Below are 26,373 nucleotides of genomic sequence, written 5' to 3'. Positions count from 1 at the left end.
TTTCAGATCGATGAATATTGAAGTTTTAAAATCGAAGATCCACCGTGTGAAAATCACTCAGGCTGAATTGCATTATGTAGGTAGCGTTACTATCGATGAAGATTTGATGGATGCTGCCAATATGATAGAAGGAGAAAAAGTGCAGATAGTCAATGTGAATAATGGTGAAAGATTAGAAACGTACATTATTAAAGGTGAAAGGGGGAGTGGTATGATATGCCTGAATGGGCCGGCAGCCCGAAAAGCTCAGGTCGGTGATGTCGTGATCATCATTTCCTATGCCATCATGGACTTTGAGGACGCGAAAACTTTTGAGCCTACGCTTATATTCCCTGATGCAGATAATAAACTGCTGCAGTAACCACGTATGGCTTCTGGAGTTAAAAATACTGTTAAGTATATAATTATGCTTGGCATTACAGCCTTTTTACTTTGGCTGTCTTTTCAAAATATTCAGGTATCAGGAGGAGAAAGTAAGTGGAGTTTTGTTGTAAGGACCTGGGATTCCGCAAATAAACCTTTCCTTTTTTTGTCTGCTTTTGCTGCTATTTTTAGTCATGTGCTGCGAGCAGAGCGGTGGAAGTTATTGTTAAAGCCTCTCGGCCATCATATTCCTTTGGGTAATAGTTTTATGTCTGTTATGGTTGGGTATTTTATCAATTTGGCTATTCCAAGAGGAGGTGAAGTTTCACGATGCTATAACCTTTACAGGTTAAACAGAGTGCCTGTAGATGTTTCTTTTGGAACAGTGGTGATGGAAAGAATAATTGACCTTATTTTTCTTGTCGTTTTGCTCACAACGGCCTTTTTCATTGAGTTAGATAATCTGCTTTACTTCTTTCAGTCTGATGAAATTCAAAAACTAACATCTTCTGGGCAAGATTCAAGCTTCTCATACACTTTATTAGTGGGTGTTGTGGTATTTATTATTGCTGTGGTACTTATAGTAAGGTACATATTTAACAGTAAGCGGTATCTTGCGCTCCGTTATATGTCAAAAATAAGGGGTATGATGCGAGGCCTAAAAAGTGGAGTAACAAGTATATTTAAGCTAGAAAAGCGAGTATTGTTTATTGTTTACTCTTTGCTGATATGGTTATGCTATTACCTGATGATGTATCTGGTGATGCTGGCATTTCCTGAAACTGCTCATTTAGGTATTCTTGCTGCACTCACTATTTTTGTGATAGGGGGTATTGCAATGGCCATTCCTTTGCCAGGAGGTGCGGGAAGCTTCCATATATTAGTGCCATTGGGCCTGGTGATCTTATACTCATTGCCCGAGGAGAAAGCCGTACCTTTTACATTTATATTTCATGGATGGCAAACTTTGGTTATAATTGTTGTAGGAGCATTGTCTCTGTTTATGAGCCAGATATCTAAAAAGAAAATTGAAGTCCACAAAAAGTAAGATTGTAGATCGAAGTAGCTTGCAGTCGATTGTTCAGGGCTGGAAGAATGAGGGTAAAAAAGTCGTTTTTACTAATGGCTGTTTCGATATTTTGCACCTTGGTCATGTTGACTATCTTGAAAAAGCTCGTCAGCGTGGTGATAAACTTGTGTTAGGTTTAAATACGGATAGTTCAGTAAAACGCCTTAAAGGAAAAGACAGACCCCTAAATGATCAGTATGCCAGAGCCAGGCTTTTGGCTTCCTTAGCTTTTGTTGATGCGCTGACCTATTTTGATGAAGATACTCCTTATGAGTTAATTAAGGAACTAAAACCTGACATTCTCGTTAAAGGAAATGACTATTTGGCAGAAAATATCGTTGGCGCAGATATTGTTGTGGCTAACGGAGGAAAAGTGGAGACTATTGCTCTCGTAGAGGGGTTTTCCACTTCAAATATTATAGAAAAAATAAAACAACAAAGTTAGATATCGGAGAAGAATATGGGAATTATAATCATTATGATTGTTTTCGGTATCATCAGTTTTGCAGTTAGCTCAAGACTGAAGAGTAAATTTAGAAAATACTCGCAGATACCACTAAGCAAAAATTTATCAGGAGCTGAAATAGCCCAACTTATGTTGACAGACAATGGTATTCATGATGTGAAAGTGACATCTGTGGAAGGTAAGTTGACGGATCACTATAACCCGGTAAATAAAACAGTTAACCTAAGCGAGGCTGTTTATTACGGTAGAAATGCTGCCGCTGCGGCAGTTGCAGCACACGAATGTGGTCACGCTGTACAACATGCCAAAGCATACAGTATGCTTGAATTTCGATCGGCTATGGTGCCAGTTCAAAATGCTAGCGGCAGAATTATGAATGTTATCTTTATGATGATGCTGTTCGGAGGGTTCTTACTCCCTTCGCTGATACCGTTTAAATTGGCTCTGTTAGTTATAATAGGGTGTTATACGGTATTTACCTTATTTGCGTTTGTAACTCTACCTGTGGAATTTGATGCCAGTAAGAGGGCACTCGCATGGGTTGAGGAACGAGGAATTGTTACTTCTTCAGAGCATGGAATGGCTAAAGATGCGTTGAAATGGGCAGCCATGACGTATGTAGTAGCTGCGGTAGCTTCTTTGGTGACACTGCTTTATTACATCAGCTTGTTTTTGGGGAGTCGAGACTAAGTAAAGTAAGATAAAATTTGTAATTTTGAGGGTTATTATGCATGCATAATAACCCTCAACTTTTTTACAAAATATTAAAACCTGTATAAACAATGAACTTTGAATTGACAGAAGAACAATTAGCAGTCCAGGCTGCTGCGCGTGATTTCGCTCAGAATGAACTGCTTCCGGGAGTAATCGAAAGGGATGAAGAGCAAAAATTCCCAGCCGAACAAATCAAGAAAATGGGTGAGTTAGGTTTTATGGGAATGATGGTTGACCCTAAGTATAACGGTGGTGGTATGGACTCTGTTTCGTATGTGTTGGCGATGGAGGAGATCTCTAAAGTAGATGCATCATGTTCAGTCGCTATGTCTGTTAACAATTCATTGGTATGCTGGGGGTTGGAGAAGTTTGCTACCGAAGAGCAGAAGCAGAAATACCTGACAAAGCTAGCTACGGGTGAAATTATAGGCGCTTTTTGTTTGTCCGAGCCTGAAGCGGGTTCTGATGCCACAAGTCAACGAACAACGGCTGAAGATAAAGGAGACTATTACTTGCTTAATGGTACTAAGAACTGGATTACCAACGGTAACAGTGCAGGAGTTTACATTGTGATCGCTCAGACTGATCCGGAAAAGAAGCATAAAGGTATAAACGCTCTGATCGTAGAAAAGGGTATGGATGGCTTCGTGGTAGGTAAAAAAGAAAATAAATTGGGAATCAGAGGGTCTGATACACACTCATTGATGTTTACAGACGTTAAAGTACCAAAGGAGAATAGAATAGGAGAGGATGGTTTTGGGTTTAAGTTCGCTATGGCTACATTGAACGGTGGACGTATTGGTATTGCTTCTCAGGCTTTGGGTATCGCTTCAGGTGCTTATGAGTTAGCCCTGAAATATTCTCAGGAACGTAAGGCTTTTGGCAAACCTATTGCAGAGCATCAGGCTATTCAGTTTAAGCTTGCAGAAATGGCAACCCAGATTGAGGCAGCGAGACTTTTGTGCTTGAATGCGGCATCTTTGAAGGATCAGGGTAAGAATTATGTGAAAGCGGCAGCAATGGCGAAGGTATTTGCATCAAAGGTTGCTATGGATGTTACTGTTGAAGCAGTGCAGGTACATGGTGGATATGGATTCGTTAAAGAGTACCATGTAGAGAGATTAATGCGTGATGCTAAGATCACTCAAATCTACGAGGGAACTTCTGAGATTCAGAAGATTGTGATTGCACGAGAGCTACTTAAGAGCTAATTTCTTCTCAATTCTAAAAAAAATTATATGTAACTTGGAAAAGTGCATGAATATTTGGTTGAACTTATTTATATTTGGGGTTGGTTTAATACAGTAACGTGATGGAAGATTACAATAAAATAATTGAATCCTTAGGAATTAAGTTCGTAAAGTCCAATAATATAAAAGTATCACACCCTTTTTCTATTAAGGATTACGAAGAAACCGAAAACACAATTCTTATTCTCAAAAAAGGAATTGTCAGATTTGGAAAGGATAATGAGTTGTTGAAGGAAGGTCATGCGCTATTTATCCCTGCCATGAGGTATACACCTCTTTCATTTGGTGAGGTAGATGATAGAAGTCCCGAGTTATCTCTGGAAGAGTTTAGTTATAAGCAAACGGAATATTTTAAGACGAACCCTGAGGATATTTCAGGTGTACCTGTAGCTGATTTTACATCTATTGTTTTTGAAACAAAAGTATTTGATACGGTTAATTTCTTTACGGCGCTAGATATACCGGCCTTTACTTTAGAAAACTCTAAAGTGAACAGCACGATATATGACATCGTAAAAGAACAGGAGACCCGACTTGAAGGTAATCAGCGAGTGGTGAAGTTAAAAACGGAGTTGTTGGTAGTTGAGGTTATTCGTCACATCCTTCAGAAGAGGCTTTTTGTTGAGCAGATGGCTACAAACAGTACCTACTTCAAGGATCCCCGTTTGATCAAATTGTTTAAGTATATCAAAGATAATCTTGGAGGTGAGTTGACCAACAAAACATTGTCTGACGTGGCAGATGTTTCCGAAGATTATGTAGGTCAGTACTTTAAAACGCTTACGGGTATTAATCCTCAGGATTATATTGAGTATCAGCGTATGGAATATGCTGTTAAATTACTTAGAACAACAAAAATGAGTATCAGGGATATTGGTCGTGCTTGTGGTTATAAGGACACAGCTTACTTCTGTAGAAGATTTAAGATGATGTATGGTATACCTGCAGGAAAAATGAGAAAGAGAGAAACCTTAATGAATATTTAAGGATCTGTTGAAATCATAAATTTTTTCAGAAACCTCAATCAATAGATTGGGGTTTTTTTCTATCGCATTTCCTATTACAATCATATCAGCCCCTGCTTCTATAGAGGTTTTAGCTTTTATGGCCGAATCTATACCCCCCCCAATGATAAGTGGGACATCTATTACTTTTTTGACTTGGCTGATCATTTTAGGGGTTATGGCTTCCCGTGCTCCACTTCCCGCATCCATAAAGATGAGTTTCAGGCCTAACATTTCTCCTGCCATGGCTGTACAGGCTGCTACGGAGTATTTATCAGGTGGTATGGGAGAGGTGTTGCTCATATATGAGACTGCCGAGGTGCGCTCAGAGTTAATGAGCATATAACCTGTAGGCAAGACCTCAATACCGCTGTTTTTTAAAATTGGAGCTGCTATTACATGTTGTCCAATGAGAAGGTCTGCATTTCGACCGGAGATAAGGCTGAGAAATAGAATACCATCTGCACTAAGATCAAGATGCATGTTGCTTCCAGGAAACAGTACCACAGGGATTTCGCAACTGGTCTTAATAGTTTTGATAATCCTGTCCAAGTTGTTATTAGTAATTAGGCTACCTCCTACGAAGAAATAATCAACATAACATTCCTTGGCAAGATTGAGCAGACTATTGATAGAGGAGGTGTCATCGACATTATCCGGGTCTATGAGTACGGCTAAAGATTTTTGTCCTTTTTGAGTTCTTTCTTCAAGCGCCTTTAGAATGTTCATCTTCCCTGGAATTGAGATTTTCGATATAATTTATTAGCCTTTCTTTGGCCAAGTCGAGCAAAAATACAGCCATTTCTGTTAAAATAACGTTTCCGACTGTTGAAAATAAAGAAGGGTTTTTCTGAATTGTAACGCTCTCTGTATTTTTATCAACGTTTGTTTTTTTTTCTGAATCTTTGCTGGTCAGTTTCTTTATGAGGTAGTAGGTGAGAGCAAAGCTACCTCCCACGACCAGTGCAGATGTGGCAATACGTTTTGTTTTGTCAATAACTTCTGACAGTTCAACCTCAAATGCCTCTTTGTGCCTTTGTGAGTCTTGTTCCAGTTCTTCTCTTCTCTTCTTATTCGATGTGGCTTCCGGTATCATATTTATTTGTTAGAATTTAGCCAACTGTCTATTTGCTTATCAAAAAACTCTTTCAATCCCAATTTTTCTTTTAGAAGGAATATCAGCGTAAACAATAACAAATAAATTCCTGAAATGATCAAAAAGCCATAAAAAAAGCTTCCCAACAGTGCGCTGAAGTAATAGCCGGCAGCCATACTGAGAAACATAATAAAAAAAAAGCCGAGGCTGAATAAAAGTAATCCAACCATCAGCTTGGATAGAGCTTTGGAAGCTTCCTCCCTAAGCTCTATCTTATATATATCTATCTTTGATTCTATAAATGCGGCTAGATGTTCAAATAAACTATCCAGTTTAAAAAAGCTCATAAATCCTTTTTTTCTCACTCACGTTTTGATTTTTGAACCAAGATAAGCAAAATAGCAGGATTCCTCAAAGTACATTTAGAAGGCCAACTCCACCTGAAAGCGGTATCTCAATTCGTTATCGCTAAATTCATTATCTACATGCGATAAGTCGCTTTGAATTTTTAAGCTATGGCCTACAAAATATTTTGAAACACCTAGTGTTAATTCAGTTATGCCTTCGTAGCCTGTAACTTTTTCAGGAGTTATGTCTGTATAGCGACCGGCTATTTCGAAGTTATTTTGGAATAAATATCCCATCTGGAAGTTTACACCTGTACCAGTATAAAAGGCTCCTTCGGAAGTGACCGGAGAGCCATCTGTTCTTTTGTTAGCATACTCAAACATGCCGGAAAAACCTTGGTATTTAAACATAGCATCTACAAAGTATGTCTTAAGGTCATGGTGTTCGCTCAAGAAGTCTCCTGCAAAGCCACGTTCACGAGGGGCGTTGTTGTTCTGATCGTAAGTAACGCCTATAGACAGTTTAGGGGTACTTTCTCTTTTAAGATCGGACCCAAAATAGTCTCCGCTGCTGGCGAATTTACCAAAGGGTAAATATTCTACCCTTCCGGTATATTCATAACCACCAATGTTGTCGATGGTAAGGTTCCTTCCTTCTCCCATGGAAATTGACCCAATCTCTCTCAAAACAGCATTACCTACATTGTGCTCATGGTGTATCTGTATACCTTGGCCCCTATCAATATTATATTTGGAGTTTACCTGGCTACGGTCAACAAACTGTAGTTTTTGAGAAGATATTACACGCTCTCTGTTGCCAGGTAGTTTTGTTTGTCCAAACCAAACTTCCCAGCCTGGGGCAAATTGATACTTTAATACCGCATCAAGTACAATGTTTGCTGCAAGATTTGATTCTGCATTAATTTTCCCATTATCGCGGTTACTAATGGCTAATTCTACTTTGTATTCAAGCCTGGGATCGTAGGCGAACCCTTCAAACTTAAGTCGGGCTCTTCTGATCAGCATCTTGTCAGTCCATTCGTCTGTTTCAAGGTTTAGGTTTCCATCATATAGTGTTTGAAACCTGGTGCTAAATTTCATGTAGAAAGAAGAATCTTTAGCTGCAATCTTTATCCCTTTTCCAAAGCTGTTAGAAGTTGTATCCTGAGCATAGGATAATAAAGGGAAAATAAATAATGCTAGTAGAACATATTTTAACTTGTTCATGATTGTGTATGAGTTTAATTATGTATGAGTTTAATTAAAGATTAGTATATCATAGGCTTTCAAATCCTTTGGTGAAATAGATAAGGCAGAAAGGAATGATAAAGAATATCATTAGTATATAAATGATAACCGTGAATCGGTAATTGGATGCTAGCGCGCTAAACTTTTCAGCCATTTTGGTGAGAACCTCTCTTAGCCATGGGAATGGTAAAAAGATCATTACACCTATAATGTTAAAAGTAAGGTGTACAATGGCTATGCTTACCAGTTCGTAAGACTTAAAAAATACAGCTATAAAAGCTGTTATTGTAGTTCCAACATTGGCGCCTATTATAAACGGGGTTATTTTTCTTAGGGATATCTTGTCGGTTGCTACAAACGGAATCACCAATGATGTGCTTATTGAACTCGACTGGATAATGGAGGTCACGAAAGTGCCCCATAGAAATGACATGCCTGTATTATTGAAAATGTATTTTTGTAGTTTTTCTTCAGACTCTCCTATGAGAAGCTTTGATATAATCCTTGATAGTATTTTTATTGAAGCAAATAATAGTAAGAAGGAGAATAATAGGTTGATTATGGCAATGTCAATGATGGACGTATATAGACTTGTGATAGGGGAAAAGTCGATTAATTTAAATGGTGCCTGATGGATCGCTTCAGTAGCATCTATTCCAATCAATGTAGACGAAATTTTATCGGCCATTGAGGATAGGAATTCATACTTTAGCTCAAGTGGGAAAAGTATCATTACCACTAGAATATTGAAAAAGTCATGAACTACAGCGGCGGAAAGAGCCTTTCTGAATTGTTCCCTATTGCCAATGTAGCTAAGCGAAATAATAGTACTTGTAATTGTGGTGCCAATATTTGCGCCCATAATCATGGGTACAGCATCTACTAAATTTATGGAGCCAGAGGCAACAGCTGCTACAATCAATGTTGTACTGGTAGAGCTGCTTTGTATCAGGGCTGTAATAAGTAATCCTATGAAAAGGCCAATGAACGGGTTTGATGCAGCTTTGAGAATGGATTCTATAGCTTCTTTACTGAGATGCTTGAAAGAATCACTCATCAGGTCAATCGAAAACAAGAACAGGAATATCGATGCAATGATGATCGCTATTCTTATCAACAGCCACCTGTTTGAAATTAATGTATCTGTGATGATTTTAACCAAAGCTAACGGCGGGGCTTAAATGAAGGTGCAAAGGTAGGTTTATTATAAATCCTATATATTTCCTGTAGGTTAATTAATTGTTAAGTATTCAGCATCTTATCTAAGAATTGAAAGACCAGCAACATAATTAATGAGGCTGGTCTTTTAAATTCGCTCATGTACCTTAGATAACAGGTTACTTTTTCTTTTTCTGGTCCTTTTTATGTTTAAGGACTTTGGCTTCGATGTGAAAAATAAGTTCTTCCCCAACGTTCTTTGTCAAATCACCTACACGCTCTAACTTTCTTACTATCGAGAAAAGTTTAAGGATGAGCTTTATTTTATTAGGGTATTTCTCTATAAGTTCTGCAGCAGTTTTTGATGCATTTTTGTTATTCTCATTCAATTGATCATCCTTTTTGAAGATCTTTCTGGCTAGCTTAGTATCCTCATTCTCCATTGCCTCTTCCATGTCATGAAGCATGGAAATAGTCACATCGTACATCATGTTGAGCTTAAATTTTTCAATCATGTCGTCTTCAGCTTTTTCCATAACATCAAAGAGGAAGTTGGCAATACCCTCAGCATTATCGCCTATACGCTCCAGGTCATTGCTTATTTTAAAAGCGGCCAGTACAAAACGCAGATCTGTTGCCACGGGATTGTAGAGTGCCAAAATGTTCTCACATCGTTTGTCTATGGCAAGTTCAAGTGAGTTTACTCTTTTTTCCATGGAGATCACCTCTTTGGCTAAGTCAGCGTCCGCATCAAAAGTAGCTTCTTTGCATTTAACCAATTGTGATGTTACCAGCTCCAACATTTCAAGGAGCGTGTTCTTTAATGAGTCTATTTCCGGATCTAAATGTGACATATGTCTGTAGCGTATAGGTATTGTGTTTTAAATGAGTTTAACTGAGGTGGTTCTTTTTACCCAAATCTTCCTGTGATGTAGTTTTCTGTTCTCTCATTTTTAGGGTTCGTAAATAACTCTTTTGTTTTGTCGTATTCTATGAGGTTACCCATATAAAAGAAAGCTGTTTTATCACTTACCCTTGCAGCCTGTTGCATATTGTGAGTTACAATTACTATGGTATAGTTGTCTTTTAACTCTGCAATAAGATCTTCGATCTTGGCCGTTGAAATAGGGTCGAGGGCAGAAGCAGGCTCATCCATAAGAAGGGTTGAAGGTTCTACCGCTAATGCTCGGGCTATACATACTCTTTGTTGCTGTCCGCCTGACAGTGAAAGTGCAGACTTATGCAGAGAGTCTTTTACCTCATTCCATAGAGCGGCCTGTTGTAGAGAGCGTTCCACTGCTTCTTCCAATATATTTTTGTTTTTGATCCCTTGTATTTTCAATCCGTAAGCAACGTTCTCGAAAATTGTTTTAGGGAATGGATTTGGCTTTTGGAATACCATACCCACCTTTTGCCTTAGCTCTTCAACTCTGACCTTTTTATCATAAATATCATTTCCTTCAATAAAAATATCACCTTCTTTTCTGAATCCGTCTATGTAATCATTCATGCGGTTAAGGCAACGTAGGAATGTAGATTTTCCACAGCCGGAAGGGCCAATGAATGCCGTTACCGTATTAGCTTTCATAGTCAGGGAAATATCTTTCAACACATGGTTTTCGCCATAATAAGCGTTGACATTATTTGCTTCAATATGTTTCATTCTTATAATATAAACTTACCAGTTTACTTTTTTCTGCCATTTATTACGTAAATAAATAGCTATTCCATTCATTATAAAGGTAATAAGTAATAAAATAATAATTGCTGCTGCGGCATTGATGACAAACCCATGCTGCGGTCTGGATACCCAGTTAAATATTTGCATGGGCAGCACTGTAAACTCGTCCATGGGGGTTGAGGCCACAAAAGGAACGTAGGCGAGTGCACCAATCACAATCAATGGGGCAGTTTCTCCAACAGCTCGAGAAAGGGCCAGGATGATCCCTGTTAAAATGCCTCCTGAAGCAGCAGGAAGTGTCTGGTACCATATGGTTTGCCATTTGGTTGCCCCCATTCCAAAAGACGCTTCTCTCAAAGATTTAGGAACAGCTTTAAGAGCTTCTCTGGTGGCTACAATAATAATAGGTAATATAAGTAATGCTAGTGTAAAAGCACCGGCAAGCAGGCTGCCTCCAAAGTTCAATGTTCTTACGAAGATTTCGAGACCAAGCAGGCCATAAATGATAGAAGGAACACCGGCCAGGTTGGCAATATTGATTTCAATGATTGATGCAAGCCTGTTCTTTTTACCGTACTCTTCCAAGTAAACACCGGCTGCCACACCAAGAGGTATCGAAATGATTGCCGTTAGACCTAGTATCCATGCTGTACCTGTCCATGCTGTTAATATACCTGCTTTGGCTGGCCTTCGTGAAGGTAGATTGCTAAGGAAGTCCCAATTGATGCGTTGAACACCTTCTGTAAGAATATTAAAAATAAATATTGCCAGAACTATCAACCCAAAAAACGTGCAGAAAATGCCGAAGTATTTAAAAGTGGAGTCTATGATCCTGTTTTGCTTAAGCTTAGTCATACTTTTCCTGGTATTTTTTCTTTATCCAGAAACTGATGTTATTAAGGATAAATGTGAAAATAAATAATGTAATACCTGCTGCAAATATGGTTTTGTATGCAAGTGACCCGTGAGGAACATCCCCTAGGCTTACCTGAACAATATATGCAGTAATGGTTTCAACAGCATCTCTTGGATCCAGGGTTAGAATGGGTTGTTGACCTGCAGCAATGGCTACAATCATAGTTTCTCCTATTGCACGGGCTATAGCCAGAATGATTGAAACAATGATGCCTGATGATGCTGCCGGTACGGCCACTTTAAATGCCGTTTGGAATCGAGTAGCTCCCATACCATATGAGGCTTCACGAAGTGATTTCGGTAGTGAGTGTAGCGCATCTTCGCTAAGGGATGAGATCATTGGAATAATCATAATTCCCATAACAAGACCCGCTGATAACGCATTAAAACTACCTAAACCTGGAATAATGCTTTGCAAAAAAGGAGTTACTACAGTTAGCGCAAAAAAACCGTAAACTACAGTAGGTACGGCAGCAAGCACTTCGAGCGCAGGTTTTATGCTTTTTCGGAAATTTTTGGGAGCATACTCACTTAAATATACCGCAATGGAAATTCCAATAGGCATTGCAGTAAGAATTGCAATTGCCGTGGTGAGAAATGTTCCTGCAAGAAGTGGTAGTATCCCATAATGTTTTTGGGTAAATAGGGGAGTCCATTCTGTGTCTGTAATAAAGTCTGAAACCGACACTACCTGAAAGAAACTGAATGATTCAGAGACCAGTACCCAGATAATTCCTAACGTAGTGAGAATGGTAATGAGGCCGCTAAATGCTAAAGCGCCCTCAATAATTTTTTCTCCAGTATTTTTCAAAATAGCTTAAAGTAATATGCCAGGCTTTGACACCTGGCACAATTCAATAATTTATTGTTTTGCTGTTTGAACAAAGCTTTCAAACTCGGATTTTTCTTTTTGATACTCTTCATTCGGAAGGGGAATGTACCCTACATCCTGAACTAGTTCCGGAGCCACTTCAAGGTAGAAGTCTACAAAAGCTTTCACGGCGGGTCTGTCAGCTGCTCCTCTGTTAATATATATGAAGATAGGTCTTGAAAGAGGAGCGTATTCACCACTCTTTACAGTTTCCAAAGATGGTAATACAGGCTCGCCTTCATGTTTTACAGCTATGAGTTTCAATTTGTCCTGGTTTTCTTCGAAGTATGCAAGTCCAAAGAACCCAATAGCATTTTTGTCCCCGGCAATTCCCTGAACCAAAACATTATCGTCTTCACTTGCAGTATAATCACCTCTGCTAGCGCCACTTTCTCCAACGATAGCTTCAGTAAAGTAATCGTAAGTTCCTGAAGCAACACCAGGACCGTAAAGGCTAAATTCTTCATCTGGCCACTCAGGTCTGATTTGGCTCCACTTTGTTATTGCTCCCTGTGCAGCAGGTTCCCATATTTTTTTAAGCTCTTCAACAGTAAAGTGGTCAACCCAGTCGTTTTCAGGGTTAATTACAACTGCTAATCCATCATAAGCAACAGTTAGCTCAACGAAATCTATGTTCTCGCCTGAACAAGCTGTTTTTTCCTTATCCTTTATTGGTCTTGAAGCATCATTAATGTCAATTTCGCCACGGCAAAACTTTTTGAAGCCACCTCCAGTTCCTGAAACTCCTACAGTTACCTGAATGTCTGGTTGTTCGGCTCTAAATTCTTCAGCAACAGCTTCAGTGATAGGATAAACGGTGCTTGAACCATCAATTTTTACTTCTCCCTCAATTTGATTTTCAGATTTTGAATCATTTGAATCAGATGATTTTTGGCCACAAGAAGAAATTAAGAAGCTTCCTGCAAATAGAATAAGGATTAAATTTGCCTTGAATTTCATGCTTTTTTTATTTAAAATTTCTGCAAAATTACCCTTAAGCCCATTGCGTCAAGGATATTTGATGTTAAGTTAATGTTAAGTTTATGTTAACTAAAAGAAACGTAAAGCTTCTATTCTCTGAATAATTTCTATTACTTTGCCCCTTTCAAAATTTATAACATTTGATCTGAGGTTTAGTTTTAAATCGCTCAGGTTTTGACCTTTACCAATTAGCGCTATGAAATTTGATTTCTTTGATGTCCTCACCCTGGTAGGTTCCCTTGGTTTTTTTATCTATGGGATGAAAGTTATGAGTGAGGGCATACAGAAAGTAGCTGGTGGCAGAATGCGACAGATACTTCGGGCAATGACCTCAAACCGGTTTATGGGGGTAATAACCGGGTTTTTACTTACCTCACTTGTTCAGTCCTCTTCAGCCACAACGGTTATGGTAGTGAGCTTTGTTAATGCTGGCTTACTTTCTCTGGTGGAGTCTATAGGCGTCATAATGGGAGCTAATATAGGAACTACAATAACAGCCTGGATCATATCGATAGTAGGGTTCAAGGTGAAGATCGCTGCCGTAGCTCTCCCTATTATCGCTTTTGGATTTCCTCTATTATTCTCTTCTAAGAACCGCTGGAAGTCATGGGGCGAGGTTATTATCGGTTTTGCTTTATTATTTATGGGATTAGAGGCATTGAAAAGTGCGGTACCTGATTTAAAGTCAAACCCACAGGTACTGGAGTTTTTAAGTAGCTACACCGACGCGGGTATTTTTTCTACTCTATTGTTTATTGCTATTGGTACCATATTAACTGTTGTAGTACAATCGTCAAGTGCCAGTATGGCACTTACCCTAGTTATGGCTAACCAAGGGTGGATATCTTTTGATCTTGCAGCAGCCATGGTACTGGGAGAAAATATAGGAACTACTATAACAGCCAATATAGCTGCATTGGTGGGTAATATTCATGCTAAAAGAGCAGCACGAGCACATTTTATATTTAACATATTTGGTGTATTGTGGATGTTGCTGGCATTTCCGTTATTCCTTAATGGCATAGATGCTTATATGGTAAAGTATCATAATGTTTCTCCATTTGATACTCCGGAAGCGGTGCCAGTTGCTTTGTCGATATTCCATTCAGTATTTAATATTATTAATGTGTTGCTTTTGGTAGGCTTTGTTAAACAGATTTCGGAAGTGGTGATCAAGTATGTGAGTTCTAAAGGTGAAGATGAAGAGTTTCGACTGGAGTACATTAGTACACCAATTATGGCTACCCCTGAAATATCCCTGGAGGAGGCTGGAAAGGAAATTGCAAAATTTGCCGAGCTTACTTCAAGGATGTCTGGTTTTGTACAGACTCTGATTGAAAAGAGGAAAATGAAGGCGAGGACTAAGCTGATGAAGCGCATCAAGAAGTATGAAGAAATTACGGATAGAGTAGAACTGGAGATAGCTGACTACTTGTCTAAGGTTTCGACCTCCAACTTAAGTAGCGAGTCTTCTCTGAGACTTCGAGGAATGTTGTCAATTATCAATGACTTGGAAAGGATAGGTGATCTATTCTTCCAAATGTCGCTGGCTGTTGAAAGAAAAAATGAAAGCGATGCATGGTTCTCTGAGCGTCAGATCAAGAATTTGCAGGAGATGCTAGAGCTTATCGATGATGCGTTTAAGGTAATGATCACTAATCTCAGTATGGAATATGATCAGGTAAACCTTAACGTTGCTATTGAACATGAGGCTGCTATTAATAAAAAGCGCGACAGACTTAGAAAGAAACATCTCAAAAATATTGAAAAAGGTGATTATGATATCATGAGTGGTATTGTCTACTCTGATCTATATAACCTGATTGAGCGTGTAGGGGATCATATAATCAATGTGTCGGAGGCCATTACAGGTGAATTGGCTAAGGACGAAGAAGATATGGTTGCGTAATTAATAACAAAAAAGTGAATAATGAGAAAGCCTAAAGCTGAAAAATGCCTTAGGCTTTTTAGTTTTTTTTGGAAATAATCAAAAATACAATTACATGTTTTGCAGCTTGTTTAGGGCTATCCAAGCCATCATTCCAGCTCCTATTTCCAAAGCATCTTCATCAATATCAAATGTAGGGGTATGAACATATGAAGTAATGCCTTTTGCCTCATTTCTGGTTCCTAGCCTATAAAAACATGCCGGAACCTCGTGTGTGTAATAAGCAAAGTCCTCTGCTCCCATCCAAAGATCTAGGTTGACAACGTTTTCCTTTCCAAGAAACTCTTCCGCCGAAGCCCGGGCTTGTTTGGTAATTTCCGGGTTATTGACCAGGAATGGATATCCCTTTGATATTTCTACTTGGCATCTCCCTCCCATAGCGGTTGCGATGTTTTCAGCCATAGTTATGATTTTTGCATGTGCATCGGCTCTCCACTCTTCATCCATTGCTCTGAAGGTCCCTGCAATATTTACCTCATCAGGAATGATGTTGGTAGCACCGTTGGCAATGACTTTTCCAAATGACAGTACGGTTGGGGTTTTAGGGCTGGCGTTTCTGCTGATAATCTGTTGAAGAGATACAATAATGTTAGAAGCAATCAGCACGGGGTCTACAGTCAATTCAGGAACGGCAGCATGCCCTCCTTTGCCTTTTACCGTGAGGTAGATTTCATCGCAGCTTGCCATGTACATTCCTTCACGAAAACCTACTTTTCCAACAGGTAATAGTGGCATTACATGTTGCCCAAAGATGCACCCCGGGGCTGGGTTTTTCAACGCACCATCTTTGATCATTAAAGAAGCGCCTCCCGGATTTCTCTCTTCTCCAGGCTGAAAGATCAGCTTTACAGAGCCTTCAAACTGATCTTTTAGATCATGAAGTATTTTTGCGGTTCCAAGTAGTGAGGAGGTATGAGCATCATGTCCACAGGCATGCATTACTCCTTCATTTTTTGACTTATACTTCACATCATTGGCTTCAAGAATGGGCAAAGCATCCATGTCAGCTCGTAGGGCTAACACTTTTGAGTCAGGATTTTTGCCTTCGATAACTGCGGTAAGTCCGGTCTCTGCGACCCCTTCTTTGGGAGTAATACCTATAGCTTTTAACTGCTCAGCTACATATTTGGCCGTTTTGAATTCCTGATACGAAAGCTCAGGGTTGGCATGAATATGACGTCTGATATTGATAATATCGTTGGCATTGCGGGCCGCAAGCTCCTTTATTTGCTGTTTTAATGACATTTAATGAAGGTAAATTCTTTGGGGTATAATTATAGCGCCAGGGAATTTCTTTTTCAGCTGAGAATATGACCTTCTGGCTTCTATTCTTGAGTAGTACTCGCCAACTTTTACTTTAAAATTCGGTTCGTCAAACTTTAATTTCGGGCTTGATTCCGGAAGTATCGAGTATACCTTTCCTCTCGCTAACCGTGCTTCTTCGCTGTTAGTGCCAGAGTAAACCTGAATGGTGAAACCATCAATGTAGCTTATATCCTTCCTAAGTTCATCAATCTCGTCCAGTATAGCATCTAACTTAGCAGTTACATCGTTTGTGGGAGAAACATCACTAAAGTCCTTAACAGTTTCTGTAGAGCTTGAATCCACGGCAACCTCAGGCTTTTCATACTTTGGGCGAAGTTGTGATAGATCCTCTTTATACTTTTCCGTATCAGTAGAACTGATGACGGAACTGGTTTTACAGCCGAATGCCACTATAGAGATAACTAGACAGTAGGTTAATTGTTTGATCATGAATTAATCTTCAACTAATACACATTTATTATTTCTGATATCTTCCTCTACTTTCTTGAACTTCACATCTTTTTCAATATGACCGTCCATGTACTGCACAGTAACCTTATCATTGCGGCCTACAATCTTTTCTGACTTTATAGGCATGGTTTTTTCTGCAGGAGGTCTGTTGGTTTGGGCATTGTCGCTGCCACCACCACTTAGTAATGAGCGAGATTCATCTTTTTGTTCTTTTAGCTGTTGTTTTCTTTGAGACCTTGCTTCTTGTACTTGCTCAGGTTCCTGGATGGGAATATCGGCCTTTACCAAGAATGATATAGTGTCTTCATTTACTTTGGCAATAAACCTTTTGAATAGCTCAAAACCTTCAAATTTGTAGATCAAAAGCGGGTCTTTTTGTTCGTAGACAGCATTTTGAACACTTTGTTTTAAGTCGTCCATCTCACGGAGGTGATCTTTCCATAGTTGGTCAATGATGGCTAAAGTTGCCATTTTTTCCATGGCTTTTACTAACTCCATGTTTTCCGTCTCAACACATTTTTTCAGATTGGCAGCTACGCCAATTTGCTTTTTACCATCCGTAAATGGCACCATGATATTTTCAATATTGGCACCTCTGGTTTCATCAATATTTTTGATGATAGGTAATGATTTTTCAGCAATGCCTTTGTTTTTGCGTTTATAGAATTCGTAGGTCTGATTGTAGAGCTTGTCTGTTAATTGTTCTGTTGATATTTTCTCAAACTCTTCTTTCGAAATTTCGAAATCAATACCTAATACTCCAAGTACAGTAAGTTTAAAGCTTTCAAAGTTCTCTCCTCCTTTAGTGTTGACAACGATGTCCTCACATGTATCAAAAAGCATGGTCATGATGTCGAGTTGAAGTCGCTCGCCAAACAACGCGTTTCTCCTTCTCTTGTAAATCACTTCCCTTTGAGAGTTCATTACATCATCATATTCCAGTAGTCTTTTTCTAATGCCGAAGTTGTTTTCTTCTACTTTCTTTTGAGCTCTTTCTATAGACTTAGTTACCATGGAGTGTGAAATAACTTCACCTTCCTGTAATCCGAGTTTATCCATAATACGTGCAATACGCTCTGGCATAAACATCCTCATCAGATTATCTTCCAGTGATACGAAGAACTGCGAAGAACCTGGGTCTCCCTGACGGCCAGAACGACCTCTTAACTGTCTGTCTACACGTCTGGATTCGTGCCTTTCCGTACCTACAATAGCGAGTCCACCGGCAGCTTTGGACTCAGGAGATAATTTAATGTCGGTACCTCTACCTGCCATGTTTGTGGCGATGGTTACTGTGCCAGGTTTTCCTGCTTCAGCTACAACTTCAGCCTCTCTTTGGTGTTGCTTTGCGTTAAGCACCTGATGCTTGATTTTTCTCATGTTGAGCATTCTGCTCAATAACTCAGAAATTTCTACAGAAGTAGTACCTACCAATACAGGACGACCCTGCTCGGTCAGGCTTACAACCTCATCTACCACTGCATTGAATTTCTCTCGAACGGTTTTATAAACCATGTCTTGCTTATCCGCCCTGGCAATAGGCTTGTTGGTAGGTATTACTACAACGTCAAGCTCGTAGATCTCCCAGAATTCACCAGCTTCTGTTTCAGCTGTACCCGTCATACCTGCAAGTTTGTGGTACATCCTGAAATAGTTCTGCAAAGTTACGGTAGCATAAGTTTGCGTTGCATCTTCAACTTTTACATTTTCTTTAGCTTCAATAGCTTGATGTAGACCATCGGAATATCTTCGACCATCCATTACACGACCTGTCTGCTCATCAACGATTTTAACCTTACCATCAACAAGAATATATTCTGTATCTTTTTCAAATAAGGTATAAGCTTTCAGAAGTTGGTTAACAGAGTGTATACGCTGCGACTTCACAGCATAGTCTTTGATGATTTCATCTTTTTTAGCCACCTTTTCTTCATCGGTCATTTGCTCATCTTTTTCTAGTTGAGCGACCTCAGTGCCAATATCAGGCATAATAAAGAAATTTTGATCTTCACCTTCTCCAGTAATCAGGTCAATACCTTTTTCTGTTAACTCGATGCTATTATGTTTTTCATCTATGGTAAAGAATAAAGGCTCATCAGCCTCAGGCATCATTTTTTGGTTGTCCTGAAGGTAATAGTTCTCGGTTTTTTGTAATATCTGTCTAATCCCGGGCTCACTCAGGTACTTGATCAATGGTTTGTGTTTTGGCAAACCCCTGTAAGCCCTAAAAAGAGCTAAACCACCTTCTTTTTCATTTTGGTCTGAAAGCAACTTTTTGGCTTCAACTAAAAACTGGGAAGTAGCTTTTTTCTGTGCCTCTACCAGTTTACTAATTCGCGGTTTTAAATCATAAAATTCGTGTTCATCTCCGCGTGGTACAGGTCCTGAAATGATTAGTGGTGTTCGTGCTTCGTCAATAAGAACCGAGTCAACTTCATCGACCATGGCATAATGATGCTTTCTTTGCACAAGCTCCTGCGGGTCACGAGACATATTATCTCTCAAGTAGTCGAATCCGAATTCATTATTAGTTCCATATGTGATATCCGCAAGGTAGGCTTTTCTTCTGGCGTCTGAGTTAGGCTCATGTTTATCAATACAATCCACTCTAAGGCCATGGAACTCAAAAATCGGAGCCATCCACTCACTGTCCCTTTTTGCCAGGTAATCGTTTACGGTAACAACATGTACGCCTCTCTTTGCCAGGGCGTTTAAGAATGCAGGTAAAGTTGCTACTAGGGTTTTACCTTCACCCGTAGCCATTTCAGCGATTTTCCCCTGATGCAAAACGATACCACCAATAAGCTGTACGTCATAGTGAAGCATTTCCCAGGTCACTTCTGTGCCAGCAGCAAGCCATTTGTTATGCCATATAGCTTTTTCTCCATGGATTTCTACATTTGATTTTTCTGCAGCGATGGTTTTGTCATGCATTGTAGCAGTTACCTCCAGTTTTTCATTCTCTTTGAATCTTCTGGCAGTTTCTTTCACTACAGCAAAGGCGGGAGGAAGTACATCCATCAAGACTTTTTCAAGGTCTTTATTTCTAGTCTCCTCCAGTTTATCTATTTCTGAAAAGACCTCTTCTTTTTCATGAATGTCGAGATCTGGGTTGTCTTCAACTTTTTGATGCAGCGCGGCTATTTTGTCATCAATACCTTTGAGTGCTGCATTTATTTGGTCCTGTATATCAGTGGTTTTATTTCTTAGTTCGTCGTCGCTAATGCTCGCGTACTGAGCATATTCCTGATTGATTTTGTCAACCAGCGGCATTAAAGTCTTGATGTCTTTCTCAGACTTTGTACCGAATATCTTTGCAATAAACTTTAACATAATCGCTCCTGTTTTCTATCTTTCGACCTTAAAGTTAAGGTGTTTTTAATTAAATCTTTTATCTATTAAGCTGGCATTTCAATGGTGCCCTCAAAAACCTTTTCAGCGGGGCCTATTAGGTAAACCTCGGAATAACTTCCGTCGTCATGTTTTTTAAACTCAACAGCTAATGTTCCGCCTAAGGTATTAACCGTAATTGGGCTTTCAAGACCTTTTTGGTTGGCAGAAATGGCAGCCGCAGTGACTCCGGTTCCGCATGAGAGGGTTTCGTTTTCAACGCCTCTTTCGTAAGTTCTGGCAAAAATCTCAGAGTTACCCGTAACTTCAACAAAGTTTACATTCACTCCGCTTTCTTTAAATAACCCGCCGTTGCGGATTTCTTTCCCTTCATCATACACCCGGTAATTTTTAACGTTAATTACATATTTGACCAGGTGTGGAGACCCTGTATCAATAAACATACCATCTGCCATTAACCTGACATTTTGTACGTTGGCCATTTTTAACCTTACTTCTTCATTTTCGAGTATCTCTGCCTGATGTTCGCCGTCATAGGCCAGGAAACGAGTGGATTTTTCAACTATGCCTAAATGATTTGCAAAGTTAACGGCACAACGGCTACCATTGCCGCACAGGCTTTGGCTGCCATCTGGGTTATAATAAACCATTTCAAAGTCATAATCGTCATGGTCCTGGATCAGTATTAGTCCATCGGCACCGATACCAAATTTCCGATCGCACAGTTTTTGGATCTGTTTAGACGAAAGACTGTATTTAGTACTTCTATTGTCAATCAGTATGAAGTCATTACCGGTAGCCTGATATTTATAAAATTTGATATTATCCATCACTAAATTAAAATAAGAAACCCCGTTTCGGATATTACCAATATTGGTGAACCGAAACGGGGTCTAAAATATACAATTTTGTTATAATTTATTTTATTTCTTCATAATCGACGTATTCTCCACCTTTAAAGGGTTTGGAAGACTTTTTCGATCCGTTGTTAGGCACGTAATCTATATTTACGTTCCCTTCGTTGCTCCTTCCGGATTGGTATTGTTGACTTTGGTAAGTTCTACTTCCAGATCTGTCAGCGGCTGATCTTCCAACTAAAACCCTGAAAAACAAGCCAAGCAGTTTGAAGAACAGAAACCCGACCAAAAAAACAATAATCAGAAATTTCAACATATTTTTACTCTTTTAGTAATTATACTTATTTACTCAGGTATAAGTTTCGTTCAGAGTATATTTTTAAGAAATAGTCGTCCATAAGATCATCGATGAAATAGATTGCTTCTCCTGTGGACTTCATCTCTGGCCCAAGTTCTTTATTCACATTCGGGAATTTGTTAAATGAGAACACCGGCTCCTTAATAGCATACCCATGTTTCTTAGGGTTAAAGTTGAAATCCTTAACCTTTTTCTCTCCCAACATTACTTTAACAGCATAATTAACGTATGGTTCATCATATGCCTTACAAATGAATGGAACTGTACGAGATGCTCTTGGGTTAGCCTCTATGATATATACTTTATCGTCTTTAATGGCAAATTGTATATTGATAAGGCCTACCGTATTTAGTGCTAGTGCTATCTTTTTAGTATAAGACTCAATTTGGCGAATAACGAAGTCTCCTAAATTATAAGGAGGTAAAACTGCATAAGAGTCTCCTGAGTGTATACCTGCGGGCTCTATGTGCTGCATGATACCAATGATATGCACATCTTCTCCATCGCAGATGGCATCCGCTTCAGCCTCAATGGCTCCATCAAGGAAGTGGTCGAGAAGCACCTTGTTGCCAGGTATCTTTTTCAGTATATCAATGATGTGAGATTCAAGCTCTTTTTCATTAATAACGATTTTCATACTTTGACCACCCAATACATAAGAAGGTCTTACCAATAGAGGGAAACCAATCTCTTTTGAGAGTTCAATAGCTGTTTCCGCATCCTCAGCTACCCCAAATTGAGGGTAAGGGATGTTATTTTCCTTAAGAATGTTAGAGAAGCTACCCCTGTCCTCTGCAAGGTCAAGCGAGTCAAAGTTGGTGCCTAATATTTTAATGCCATACTTTTCAAGTTTCTCTGCCAGCTTAAGGGCGGTTTGTCCTCCTAGCTGTACTATTACACCTTCTGGCTTTTCATGTTGAATGATATCGTAGATATGTTCCCAGAAAACCGGTTCAAAGTAAAGCTTGTCAGCCACATCGAAGTCAGTAGAAACCGTCTCAGGGTTACAATTGATCATGATCGTTTCGTAACCACATTCTTTGGCTGCCAAAATGCCATGAACACAGGAGTAATCAAACTCAATACCCTGACCAATTCTGTTAGGGCCAGAACCTAACACTACTATTTTTTTCTTGTCAGAAACCGGTGATTCATTTTCTTGACCGAAGGCAGAATAGTAGTAAGGTGTTTGTGCTTCAAATTCCGCTGCACAAGTGTCCACAAGCTTATAAACTCTGTTGATGCCAAGTTCTTTTCTTTTATTATGAACTTCGCTCTCCCAGCATTTCATCAGGTGCCCCAACTGGCGGTCGGCGTAACCTTTTTCTTTAGCAGATCTTAAAAGAGCGACTGGGATATTATCTATTGTGTATTTTGATATTTCGTTTTCCAGAACGATCAACTCTTCAATCTGAATAAGGAACCACTTATCGATCTTTGTGAGGTTCTGAACTGTTTTGAAAGGGATACCAAGCTTGAAAGCATCGTATATGTGAAACAAACGGTTCCAGCTAGGATGCTCCAGACTTTCCAGTATTTCCTCTTGCTTTGTAATCTCTTTACCATCGGCGCCAAGCCCATTCCTTTTTATTTCAAGCGATTGACAAGCCTTTTGTAGTGCTTCCTGGAAGTTCCTTCCGATACCCATAACTTCTCCAACAGATTTCATCTGTAGACCAAGCTTTTTGTTTGAACCCTGGAATTTGTCGAAGTTCCAACGAGGTATTTTTACAATTACATAGTCAAGAGCAGGCTCGAAATATGCAGAAGTGGTGCCTGTAATAGCATTTTTTAATTCATCAAGGTTGTATCCGATGGCTAGTTTGGCTGCGATTTTAGCAATTGGATAACCTGTTGCCTTTGATGCCAGAGCTGACGATCTTGATACCCTTGGGTTGATCTCAATACCGACGATGTCATCGTTTTCCGGGTTAACGGCAAACTGTACATTACAGCCTCCGGCAAACATACCTATGCCATTCATCATTTTGATAGCAAGGTCGCGCATTTCCTGGTATACGGTATCAGGGAGCGTCATGGCAGGAGCTACAGTAATAGAGTCTCCGGTGTGAACCCCCATAGGGTCAAAATTCTCTATTGAGCAGATGATAATGATGTTTCCATTATTATCTCTAAGTAGTTCTAATTCATATTCTTTCCACCCAAGTATACTTTGTTCAATAAGCACCTCGTGAATAGGTGATGTATGTAAACCATGGGTAAGTGCCTTTTCAAATTCTTCTGGTGTATTTACAAAACCACCACCAGAGCCTCCCAGTGTATAAGACGGCCTGATAACCAACGGGAAGCCTATCTCCTGTGCTATTTCTTTACCTTGAAGAAATGAGGTGGCAGTTTCCCCTTTACAGACATGAACACCCAACTCGTTCATTTTAAGTCGGAATTTTTCCCTGTCTTCTGTAGTTTCTATAGCGTCAATATCAACACCTATGATTTTAACACCGAAGTGTTCCCAAATACCTGCTTTTTGACAATCAATCGCCAGGTTTAATGCAGTCTGTCCCCCCATAGTAGGAAGCACAGCATCCACATTATGCTTTTGCAAAATTTCCTTGATTGATTGTTTGGTAAGTGGCTTAAGATAGATGTGATCTGCTGTGACCTTATCGGTCATGATTGTTGCAGGGTTAGAGTTAATCAAAATAACCTCTATTCCCTCTTCTCTTAATGAACGTGATGCTTGAGAACCTGAGTAATCGAATTCACATGCTTGACCGATGACAATAGGCCCGCTTCCAATAATTAGAACTGACCTGATGCTTCTATCTCTTGGCATTTACTGGTGATTGTGTAGAGTTAAATAAATGACTTTTGTATAAATTGGCACAAAGTTATAGGAAAATGGATAGAATAAAAATGTAATAAGCTATCCCCACAATAATAATTACGGTTTTTAATTTCCTGACAATCTTATGTTTTTAAGAAATGGCGGAATTCCAAAGGATGAGAGCAATTTGCAAGGAAACAGGGTTAAATTATTTTTTTTACCTTCTGATTCTCAGTCGAGGCATCGATCATTTTTAACCAACTTACTTTTTCACCTGTAGCAACTGATTCATAAACGTAGGAACTATCTATAACCAGTAGTTTGCATTTGCCAAGGTCATATCTTAGTGCTTCTACAAGATCTCCTTCTGCCAAGGGGACGCTGTCCAGGTCTTTTAATTCGGGTAGCCCCGACTTCCGCTTTTTCTTTTTAAATAGGCCAAACATATGAACCGCCAAATTAATAGATTTTATTTATTGCCAACAATGGATTGTTACTTTTCTAAATATTTTTAGTGGAGCTGGAGTTATCGGTATCTGAAAAATGAACGGTAACCACCTTTGGAGCAGGTGGGAGTACAAATGGAGGAGGAGTTGTCATAAAGAAGGTATGCTTGGGAAGGTATTTGCAGGCAAACGAAGAGATCTGCTTGAAAAATATTTGCTGATAGTAACTTATCGAAACCATGAACAGCGATATAATAATTATGCTTGTTACTCTGTAATATTTTCTTTGCAGTTCCATTCTTATAGTCTCATATTGTTAATAACGAGATAGTTAGCGCCAGGATTAGCATTAGTGGCAAAATGCTTATAGCTAGTGACGGACGGTTTCTAAAATAATATGAACAGCATGGAAACCCTTTAATTTAACACATGTCTTTGTGTTATAGGCTGTACAAGCTTTGGCTTTAATACCTTTCAAAGTTTGAGGACTCAAAATTTTAACATTATTACAAATGAGAAGAATACTTATTGTTGCTGCTATTTCTTTAATGGGTGTTGTTGTGTATGCTCAGGATTATCATTACAATGATGACACTACGTATGAGGAGGTCGTAATTTCAGAAGCTGAATATCACGACTATAATAAAGATGATATCAAAACTTTATCAGGAGGGCGTTATCACTCTGGGGGCTTTGGAGCAGTATCATTTAAAAGTTCTGAGTTCAGGGATAAAACTCTTGTGATGGGCGGCGTTAGGGGTGGTTGGATCATCAACCGCACCCTGGCCATAGGTTTTGAAGGATACGGTGTGATACCCACCGCTGAGTTTGACAACCTAGTACCCGGGAGAAATGCGGTACTGCTCGGAGGTTATGGGGGTATGTTTTTGGAGCCTATCATTTTTTCTAATCACTTAGTACATGTTACTTTCCCACTGACAGGTGGAGCTGGTTGGTTAGGGTTTCATGATGACTGGGAAGAAAACTACTATAATGATGAGGAAATCATTGATGAGGATGTGTTTTGGTATGTGGAACCAGGAGTGGCGTTGGAGTTGAATGTATCAAAGCACTTTAGATTAAATTGTGGAGTTTCAAAAAGGTTTGCCGAAGACCTTAAACTACTTGGTACCGGTGCTAATGAGTTTGATAAACTAAACTATTTTCTGACTCTGAAATTCGGGAAGTTCTAATTATTAGACTACAGGCTAATAATCATGTCATAGGTTTATTAAATTTTTATTTTGAGCAAATTAACCCTCCCGTAACGGAGGGTTTTTGTTTTTTGAGCAAATCATTTTATTCTTAAGCCTTACTTTTCATTGACCCTGTTACGCGCTGTTAGTCAGGTTACTAATGTAATAGAGATTTACCAGCCTTCTTTGTGCATTTTCCCAGTCGTCTAAATGCATGATATAGTGGATATTGTCCACTTAATAATTTCTCCGACATGAAAGATTTTTTTTTGAGCACCTTAACTGCAATTAAAAGCTTTTACAAAAAGCCCTATGCTTTTAAGGTCATGACCTTGCGGATCATAGAAGTAGTCCTTCTGGTGGCTATAGTTATAGTTATGACTTTCGTAATTAAAATCTTTCTTTAGCATGTTGTGCTAAAATTCACCACATAACTGTGCTTTTTAATATTTGCCCTTTCTATTTGTGCGTTTTACCTCTGCCGCAAATC

Annotated in this window: 26 protein-coding genes; 8 read left to right on the top strand and 18 right to left on the bottom strand. The window is 39.2% G+C overall.

From position 1 onward, the window contains the following. Window positions 1–10: 10 nt before the first annotated feature. The 6 genes from panD to JMN32_RS25455 all read left to right on the top strand — a co-directional run bounded on the left by panD (window position 11) and on the right by JMN32_RS25455 (window position 4,848). Complete coding sequence (panD, locus tag JMN32_RS25480; RefSeq protein ID WP_202859237.1) at window positions 11–361, top strand: aspartate 1-decarboxylase; 351 nt, start codon at window positions 11–13, stop codon at window positions 359–361. Window positions 362–406: 45 nt separating this feature from the next. After that, on the top strand, window positions 407–1,411 hold the full coding sequence (locus JMN32_RS25475) for a lysylphosphatidylglycerol synthase transmembrane domain-containing protein (protein ID WP_202859236.1): 1,005 nt from the start codon (window positions 407–409) through the stop codon (window positions 1,409–1,411). Continuing rightward, complete coding sequence (rfaE2, locus tag JMN32_RS25470; protein ID WP_202859235.1) at window positions 1,392–1,877, top strand: D-glycero-beta-D-manno-heptose 1-phosphate adenylyltransferase; 486 nt, start codon at window positions 1,392–1,394, stop codon at window positions 1,875–1,877. Before JMN32_RS25475 ends, rfaE2 begins: the two co-directional genes overlap by 20 nt. A gap of 15 nt (window positions 1,878–1,892) precedes the next feature. Next, window positions 1,893–2,588 (top strand): zinc metallopeptidase, encoded by a 696-nt coding sequence (locus tag JMN32_RS25465; RefSeq protein WP_202859234.1) that lies wholly within the window; start codon window positions 1,893–1,895, stop codon window positions 2,586–2,588. A gap of 92 nt (window positions 2,589–2,680) precedes the next feature. Further along, complete coding sequence (locus JMN32_RS25460; protein WP_202859233.1) at window positions 2,681–3,823, top strand: acyl-CoA dehydrogenase; 1,143 nt, start codon at window positions 2,681–2,683, stop codon at window positions 3,821–3,823. A gap of 101 nt (window positions 3,824–3,924) precedes the next feature. Next, window positions 3,925–4,848, top strand: coding sequence for a helix-turn-helix domain-containing protein (locus tag JMN32_RS25455; RefSeq protein ID WP_202859232.1), 924 nt, complete (start codon window positions 3,925–3,927; stop codon window positions 4,846–4,848). On the opposite strand, the gene JMN32_RS25450 is transcribed toward JMN32_RS25455, so the two are convergent. From JMN32_RS25450 to JMN32_RS25405, 10 genes are all read right to left on the bottom strand, one after another. Next, window positions 4,834–5,595: a geranylgeranylglyceryl/heptaprenylglyceryl phosphate synthase gene (locus JMN32_RS25450; protein WP_202859231.1), complete on the bottom strand. Its 762-nt coding sequence runs from the start codon at window positions 5,593–5,595 to the stop codon at window positions 4,834–4,836. The two genes, JMN32_RS25455 and JMN32_RS25450, sit on opposite strands and share 15 nt — an antisense overlap. Further along, window positions 5,573–5,962, bottom strand: coding sequence for a hypothetical protein (locus tag JMN32_RS25445; RefSeq protein WP_202859230.1), 390 nt, complete (start codon window positions 5,960–5,962; stop codon window positions 5,573–5,575). Before JMN32_RS25445 ends, JMN32_RS25450 begins: the two co-directional genes overlap by 23 nt. A 2-nt stretch (window positions 5,963–5,964) precedes the next feature. Next, entirely contained in the window at window positions 5,965–6,309 is a 345-nt protein-coding gene (locus tag JMN32_RS25440; RefSeq protein ID WP_202859229.1) for a phage holin family protein, read from the bottom strand. A 75-nt stretch (window positions 6,310–6,384) separates the two neighbouring features. Then, complete coding sequence (locus tag JMN32_RS25435; RefSeq protein WP_202859228.1) at window positions 6,385–7,536, bottom strand: porin; 1,152 nt, start codon at window positions 7,534–7,536, stop codon at window positions 6,385–6,387. Between the two features lie 49 nt (window positions 7,537–7,585). Further along, window positions 7,586–8,674: a Na/Pi symporter gene (locus JMN32_RS25430; RefSeq protein ID WP_238354626.1), complete on the bottom strand. Its 1,089-nt coding sequence runs from the start codon at window positions 8,672–8,674 to the stop codon at window positions 7,586–7,588. A gap of 220 nt (window positions 8,675–8,894) precedes the next feature. Continuing rightward, on the bottom strand, window positions 8,895–9,569 hold the full coding sequence (gene phoU / locus JMN32_RS25425; protein WP_202859227.1) for a phosphate signaling complex protein PhoU: 675 nt from the start codon (window positions 9,567–9,569) through the stop codon (window positions 8,895–8,897). Window positions 9,570–9,625: 56 nt separating this feature from the next. Beyond that, window positions 9,626–10,378 carry a phosphate ABC transporter ATP-binding protein PstB gene (gene pstB / locus JMN32_RS25420; protein WP_202859226.1) on the bottom strand — a complete coding sequence of 251 codons (753 nt, stop codon included), beginning with the start codon at window positions 10,376–10,378 and terminating at the stop codon, window positions 9,626–9,628. 15 nt (window positions 10,379–10,393) lie between these two features. Further along, on the bottom strand, window positions 10,394–11,251 hold the full coding sequence (gene pstA, locus JMN32_RS25415; RefSeq protein ID WP_202859225.1) for a phosphate ABC transporter permease PstA: 858 nt from the start codon (window positions 11,249–11,251) through the stop codon (window positions 10,394–10,396). After that, entirely contained in the window at window positions 11,244–12,122 is an 879-nt protein-coding gene (gene pstC / locus JMN32_RS25410; RefSeq protein WP_202859224.1) for a phosphate ABC transporter permease subunit PstC, read from the bottom strand. The genes pstA and pstC overlap by 8 nt, the downstream gene beginning before the upstream one ends. 51 nt (window positions 12,123–12,173) lie before the next feature. Continuing rightward, entirely contained in the window at window positions 12,174–13,142 is a 969-nt protein-coding gene (locus JMN32_RS25405) for a PstS family phosphate ABC transporter substrate-binding protein (RefSeq protein WP_202859223.1), read from the bottom strand. 217 nt (window positions 13,143–13,359) lie between these two features. Between JMN32_RS25405 and JMN32_RS25400 the strand changes: the two genes are divergently transcribed. Then, window positions 13,360–15,072, top strand: coding sequence for a Na/Pi cotransporter family protein (locus tag JMN32_RS25400; protein WP_202859222.1), 1,713 nt, complete (start codon window positions 13,360–13,362; stop codon window positions 15,070–15,072). Between the two features lie 90 nt (window positions 15,073–15,162). On the opposite strand, the gene JMN32_RS25395 is transcribed toward JMN32_RS25400, so the two are convergent. The 7 genes from JMN32_RS25395 to JMN32_RS25365 all read right to left on the bottom strand — a co-directional run bounded on the left by JMN32_RS25395 (window position 15,163) and on the right by JMN32_RS25365 (window position 24,687). Then, window positions 15,163–16,356 carry a M20 metallopeptidase family protein gene (locus JMN32_RS25395; protein WP_202859221.1) on the bottom strand — a complete coding sequence of 398 codons (1,194 nt, stop codon included), beginning with the start codon at window positions 16,354–16,356 and terminating at the stop codon, window positions 15,163–15,165. Continuing rightward, on the bottom strand, window positions 16,357–16,866 hold the full coding sequence (locus JMN32_RS25390; RefSeq protein WP_202859220.1) for an SPOR domain-containing protein: 510 nt from the start codon (window positions 16,864–16,866) through the stop codon (window positions 16,357–16,359). Between the two features lie 3 nt (window positions 16,867–16,869). Continuing rightward, complete coding sequence (secA, locus tag JMN32_RS25385) at window positions 16,870–20,220, bottom strand: preprotein translocase subunit SecA (RefSeq protein ID WP_202859219.1); 3,351 nt, start codon at window positions 20,218–20,220, stop codon at window positions 16,870–16,872. Between the two features lie 65 nt (window positions 20,221–20,285). Then, window positions 20,286–21,068, bottom strand: a complete 783-nt coding sequence (gene dapF, locus JMN32_RS25380; protein ID WP_202859218.1) for a diaminopimelate epimerase — start codon at window positions 21,066–21,068, stop codon at window positions 20,286–20,288. A gap of 88 nt (window positions 21,069–21,156) precedes the next feature. After that, window positions 21,157–21,411, bottom strand: coding sequence for a DUF4834 family protein (locus JMN32_RS25375; RefSeq protein ID WP_202859217.1), 255 nt, complete (start codon window positions 21,409–21,411; stop codon window positions 21,157–21,159). Between the two features lie 25 nt (window positions 21,412–21,436). Beyond that, window positions 21,437–24,250, bottom strand: a complete 2,814-nt coding sequence (carB, locus tag JMN32_RS25370) for a carbamoyl-phosphate synthase large subunit (RefSeq protein WP_202859216.1) — start codon at window positions 24,248–24,250, stop codon at window positions 21,437–21,439. A gap of 194 nt (window positions 24,251–24,444) precedes the next feature. Next, window positions 24,445–24,687: a hypothetical protein gene (locus tag JMN32_RS25365; protein ID WP_202859215.1), complete on the bottom strand. Its 243-nt coding sequence runs from the start codon at window positions 24,685–24,687 to the stop codon at window positions 24,445–24,447. A gap of 512 nt (window positions 24,688–25,199) precedes the next feature. On the opposite strand from JMN32_RS25365, the gene JMN32_RS25360 reads away from it, so the two are divergent. Beyond that, window positions 25,200–25,880 (top strand): hypothetical protein, encoded by a 681-nt coding sequence (locus JMN32_RS25360; RefSeq protein ID WP_202859214.1) that lies wholly within the window; start codon window positions 25,200–25,202, stop codon window positions 25,878–25,880. 281 nt (window positions 25,881–26,161) lie between these two features. Here JMN32_RS25360 and JMN32_RS27585 read toward each other — a convergent pair whose 3' ends face one another. After that, entirely contained in the window at window positions 26,162–26,293 is a 132-nt protein-coding gene (locus JMN32_RS27585) for a hypothetical protein (RefSeq protein ID WP_262896731.1), read from the bottom strand. Between the last annotated feature and the right edge of the window lie 80 nt (window positions 26,294–26,373).

Source organism: Fulvivirga marina (assembly GCF_016775155.1).
GTDB lineage: Bacteria > Bacteroidota > Bacteroidia > Cytophagales > Cyclobacteriaceae > Fulvivirga > Fulvivirga marina.
The sequence above is the reverse complement of the archived record's forward strand: the minus strand, read 5'-3'. Positions and strand labels throughout refer to the sequence as shown.

Bases quoted from the DNA above. Each gene is read 5' to 3' on its own strand.
- JMN32_RS25360 (WP_202859214.1), top strand. From the start codon at position 25,200: ATGAGAAGAATACTTATTGTTGCTGCTATTTCTTTAATGGGTGTTGTT.
- JMN32_RS27585 (WP_262896731.1), bottom strand. From the start codon at position 26,293: ATGCTAAAGAAAGATTTTAATTACGAAAGTCATAACTATAACTATAGC.
- carB (WP_202859216.1), bottom strand. From the start codon at position 24,250: ATGCCAAGAGATAGAAGCATCAGGTCAGTTCTAATTATTGGAAGCGGG.
- JMN32_RS25365 (WP_202859215.1), bottom strand. From the start codon at position 24,687: ATGTTTGGCCTATTTAAAAAGAAAAAGCGGAAGTCGGGGCTACCCGAA.
- pstA (WP_202859225.1), bottom strand. From the start codon at position 11,251: ATGACTAAGCTTAAGCAAAACAGGATCATAGACTCCACTTTTAAATAC.
- JMN32_RS25460 (WP_202859233.1), top strand. From the start codon at position 2,681: ATGAACTTTGAATTGACAGAAGAACAATTAGCAGTCCAGGCTGCTGCG.
- phoU (WP_202859227.1), bottom strand. From the start codon at position 9,569: ATGTCACATTTAGATCCGGAAATAGACTCATTAAAGAACACGCTCCTT.
- JMN32_RS25450 (WP_202859231.1), bottom strand. From the start codon at position 5,595: ATGAACATTCTAAAGGCGCTTGAAGAAAGAACTCAAAAAGGACAAAAA.
- JMN32_RS25400 (WP_202859222.1), top strand. From the start codon at position 13,360: ATGAAATTTGATTTCTTTGATGTCCTCACCCTGGTAGGTTCCCTTGGT.
- JMN32_RS25390 (WP_202859220.1), bottom strand. From the start codon at position 16,866: ATGATCAAACAATTAACCTACTGTCTAGTTATCTCTATAGTGGCATTC.
- secA (WP_202859219.1), bottom strand. From the start codon at position 20,220: ATGTTAAAGTTTATTGCAAAGATATTCGGTACAAAGTCTGAGAAAGAC.
- JMN32_RS25445 (WP_202859230.1), bottom strand. From the start codon at position 5,962: ATGATACCGGAAGCCACATCGAATAAGAAGAGAAGAGAAGAACTGGAA.
- JMN32_RS25440 (WP_202859229.1), bottom strand. From the start codon at position 6,309: ATGAGCTTTTTTAAACTGGATAGTTTATTTGAACATCTAGCCGCATTT.
- JMN32_RS25395 (WP_202859221.1), bottom strand. From the start codon at position 16,356: ATGTCATTAAAACAGCAAATAAAGGAGCTTGCGGCCCGCAATGCCAAC.
- panD (WP_202859237.1), top strand. From the start codon at position 11: ATGAATATTGAAGTTTTAAAATCGAAGATCCACCGTGTGAAAATCACT.
- JMN32_RS25375 (WP_202859217.1), bottom strand. From the start codon at position 21,411: ATGTTGAAATTTCTGATTATTGTTTTTTTGGTCGGGTTTCTGTTCTTC.
- JMN32_RS25435 (WP_202859228.1), bottom strand. From the start codon at position 7,536: ATGAACAAGTTAAAATATGTTCTACTAGCATTATTTATTTTCCCTTTA.
- JMN32_RS25475 (WP_202859236.1), top strand. From the start codon at position 407: ATGCTTGGCATTACAGCCTTTTTACTTTGGCTGTCTTTTCAAAATATT.
- JMN32_RS25465 (WP_202859234.1), top strand. From the start codon at position 1,893: ATGGGAATTATAATCATTATGATTGTTTTCGGTATCATCAGTTTTGCA.
- pstB (WP_202859226.1), bottom strand. From the start codon at position 10,378: ATGAAACATATTGAAGCAAATAATGTCAACGCTTATTATGGCGAAAAC.
- JMN32_RS25405 (WP_202859223.1), bottom strand. From the start codon at position 13,142: ATGAAATTCAAGGCAAATTTAATCCTTATTCTATTTGCAGGAAGCTTC.
- JMN32_RS25455 (WP_202859232.1), top strand. From the start codon at position 3,925: ATGGAAGATTACAATAAAATAATTGAATCCTTAGGAATTAAGTTCGTA.
- dapF (WP_202859218.1), bottom strand. From the start codon at position 21,068: ATGGATAATATCAAATTTTATAAATATCAGGCTACCGGTAATGACTTC.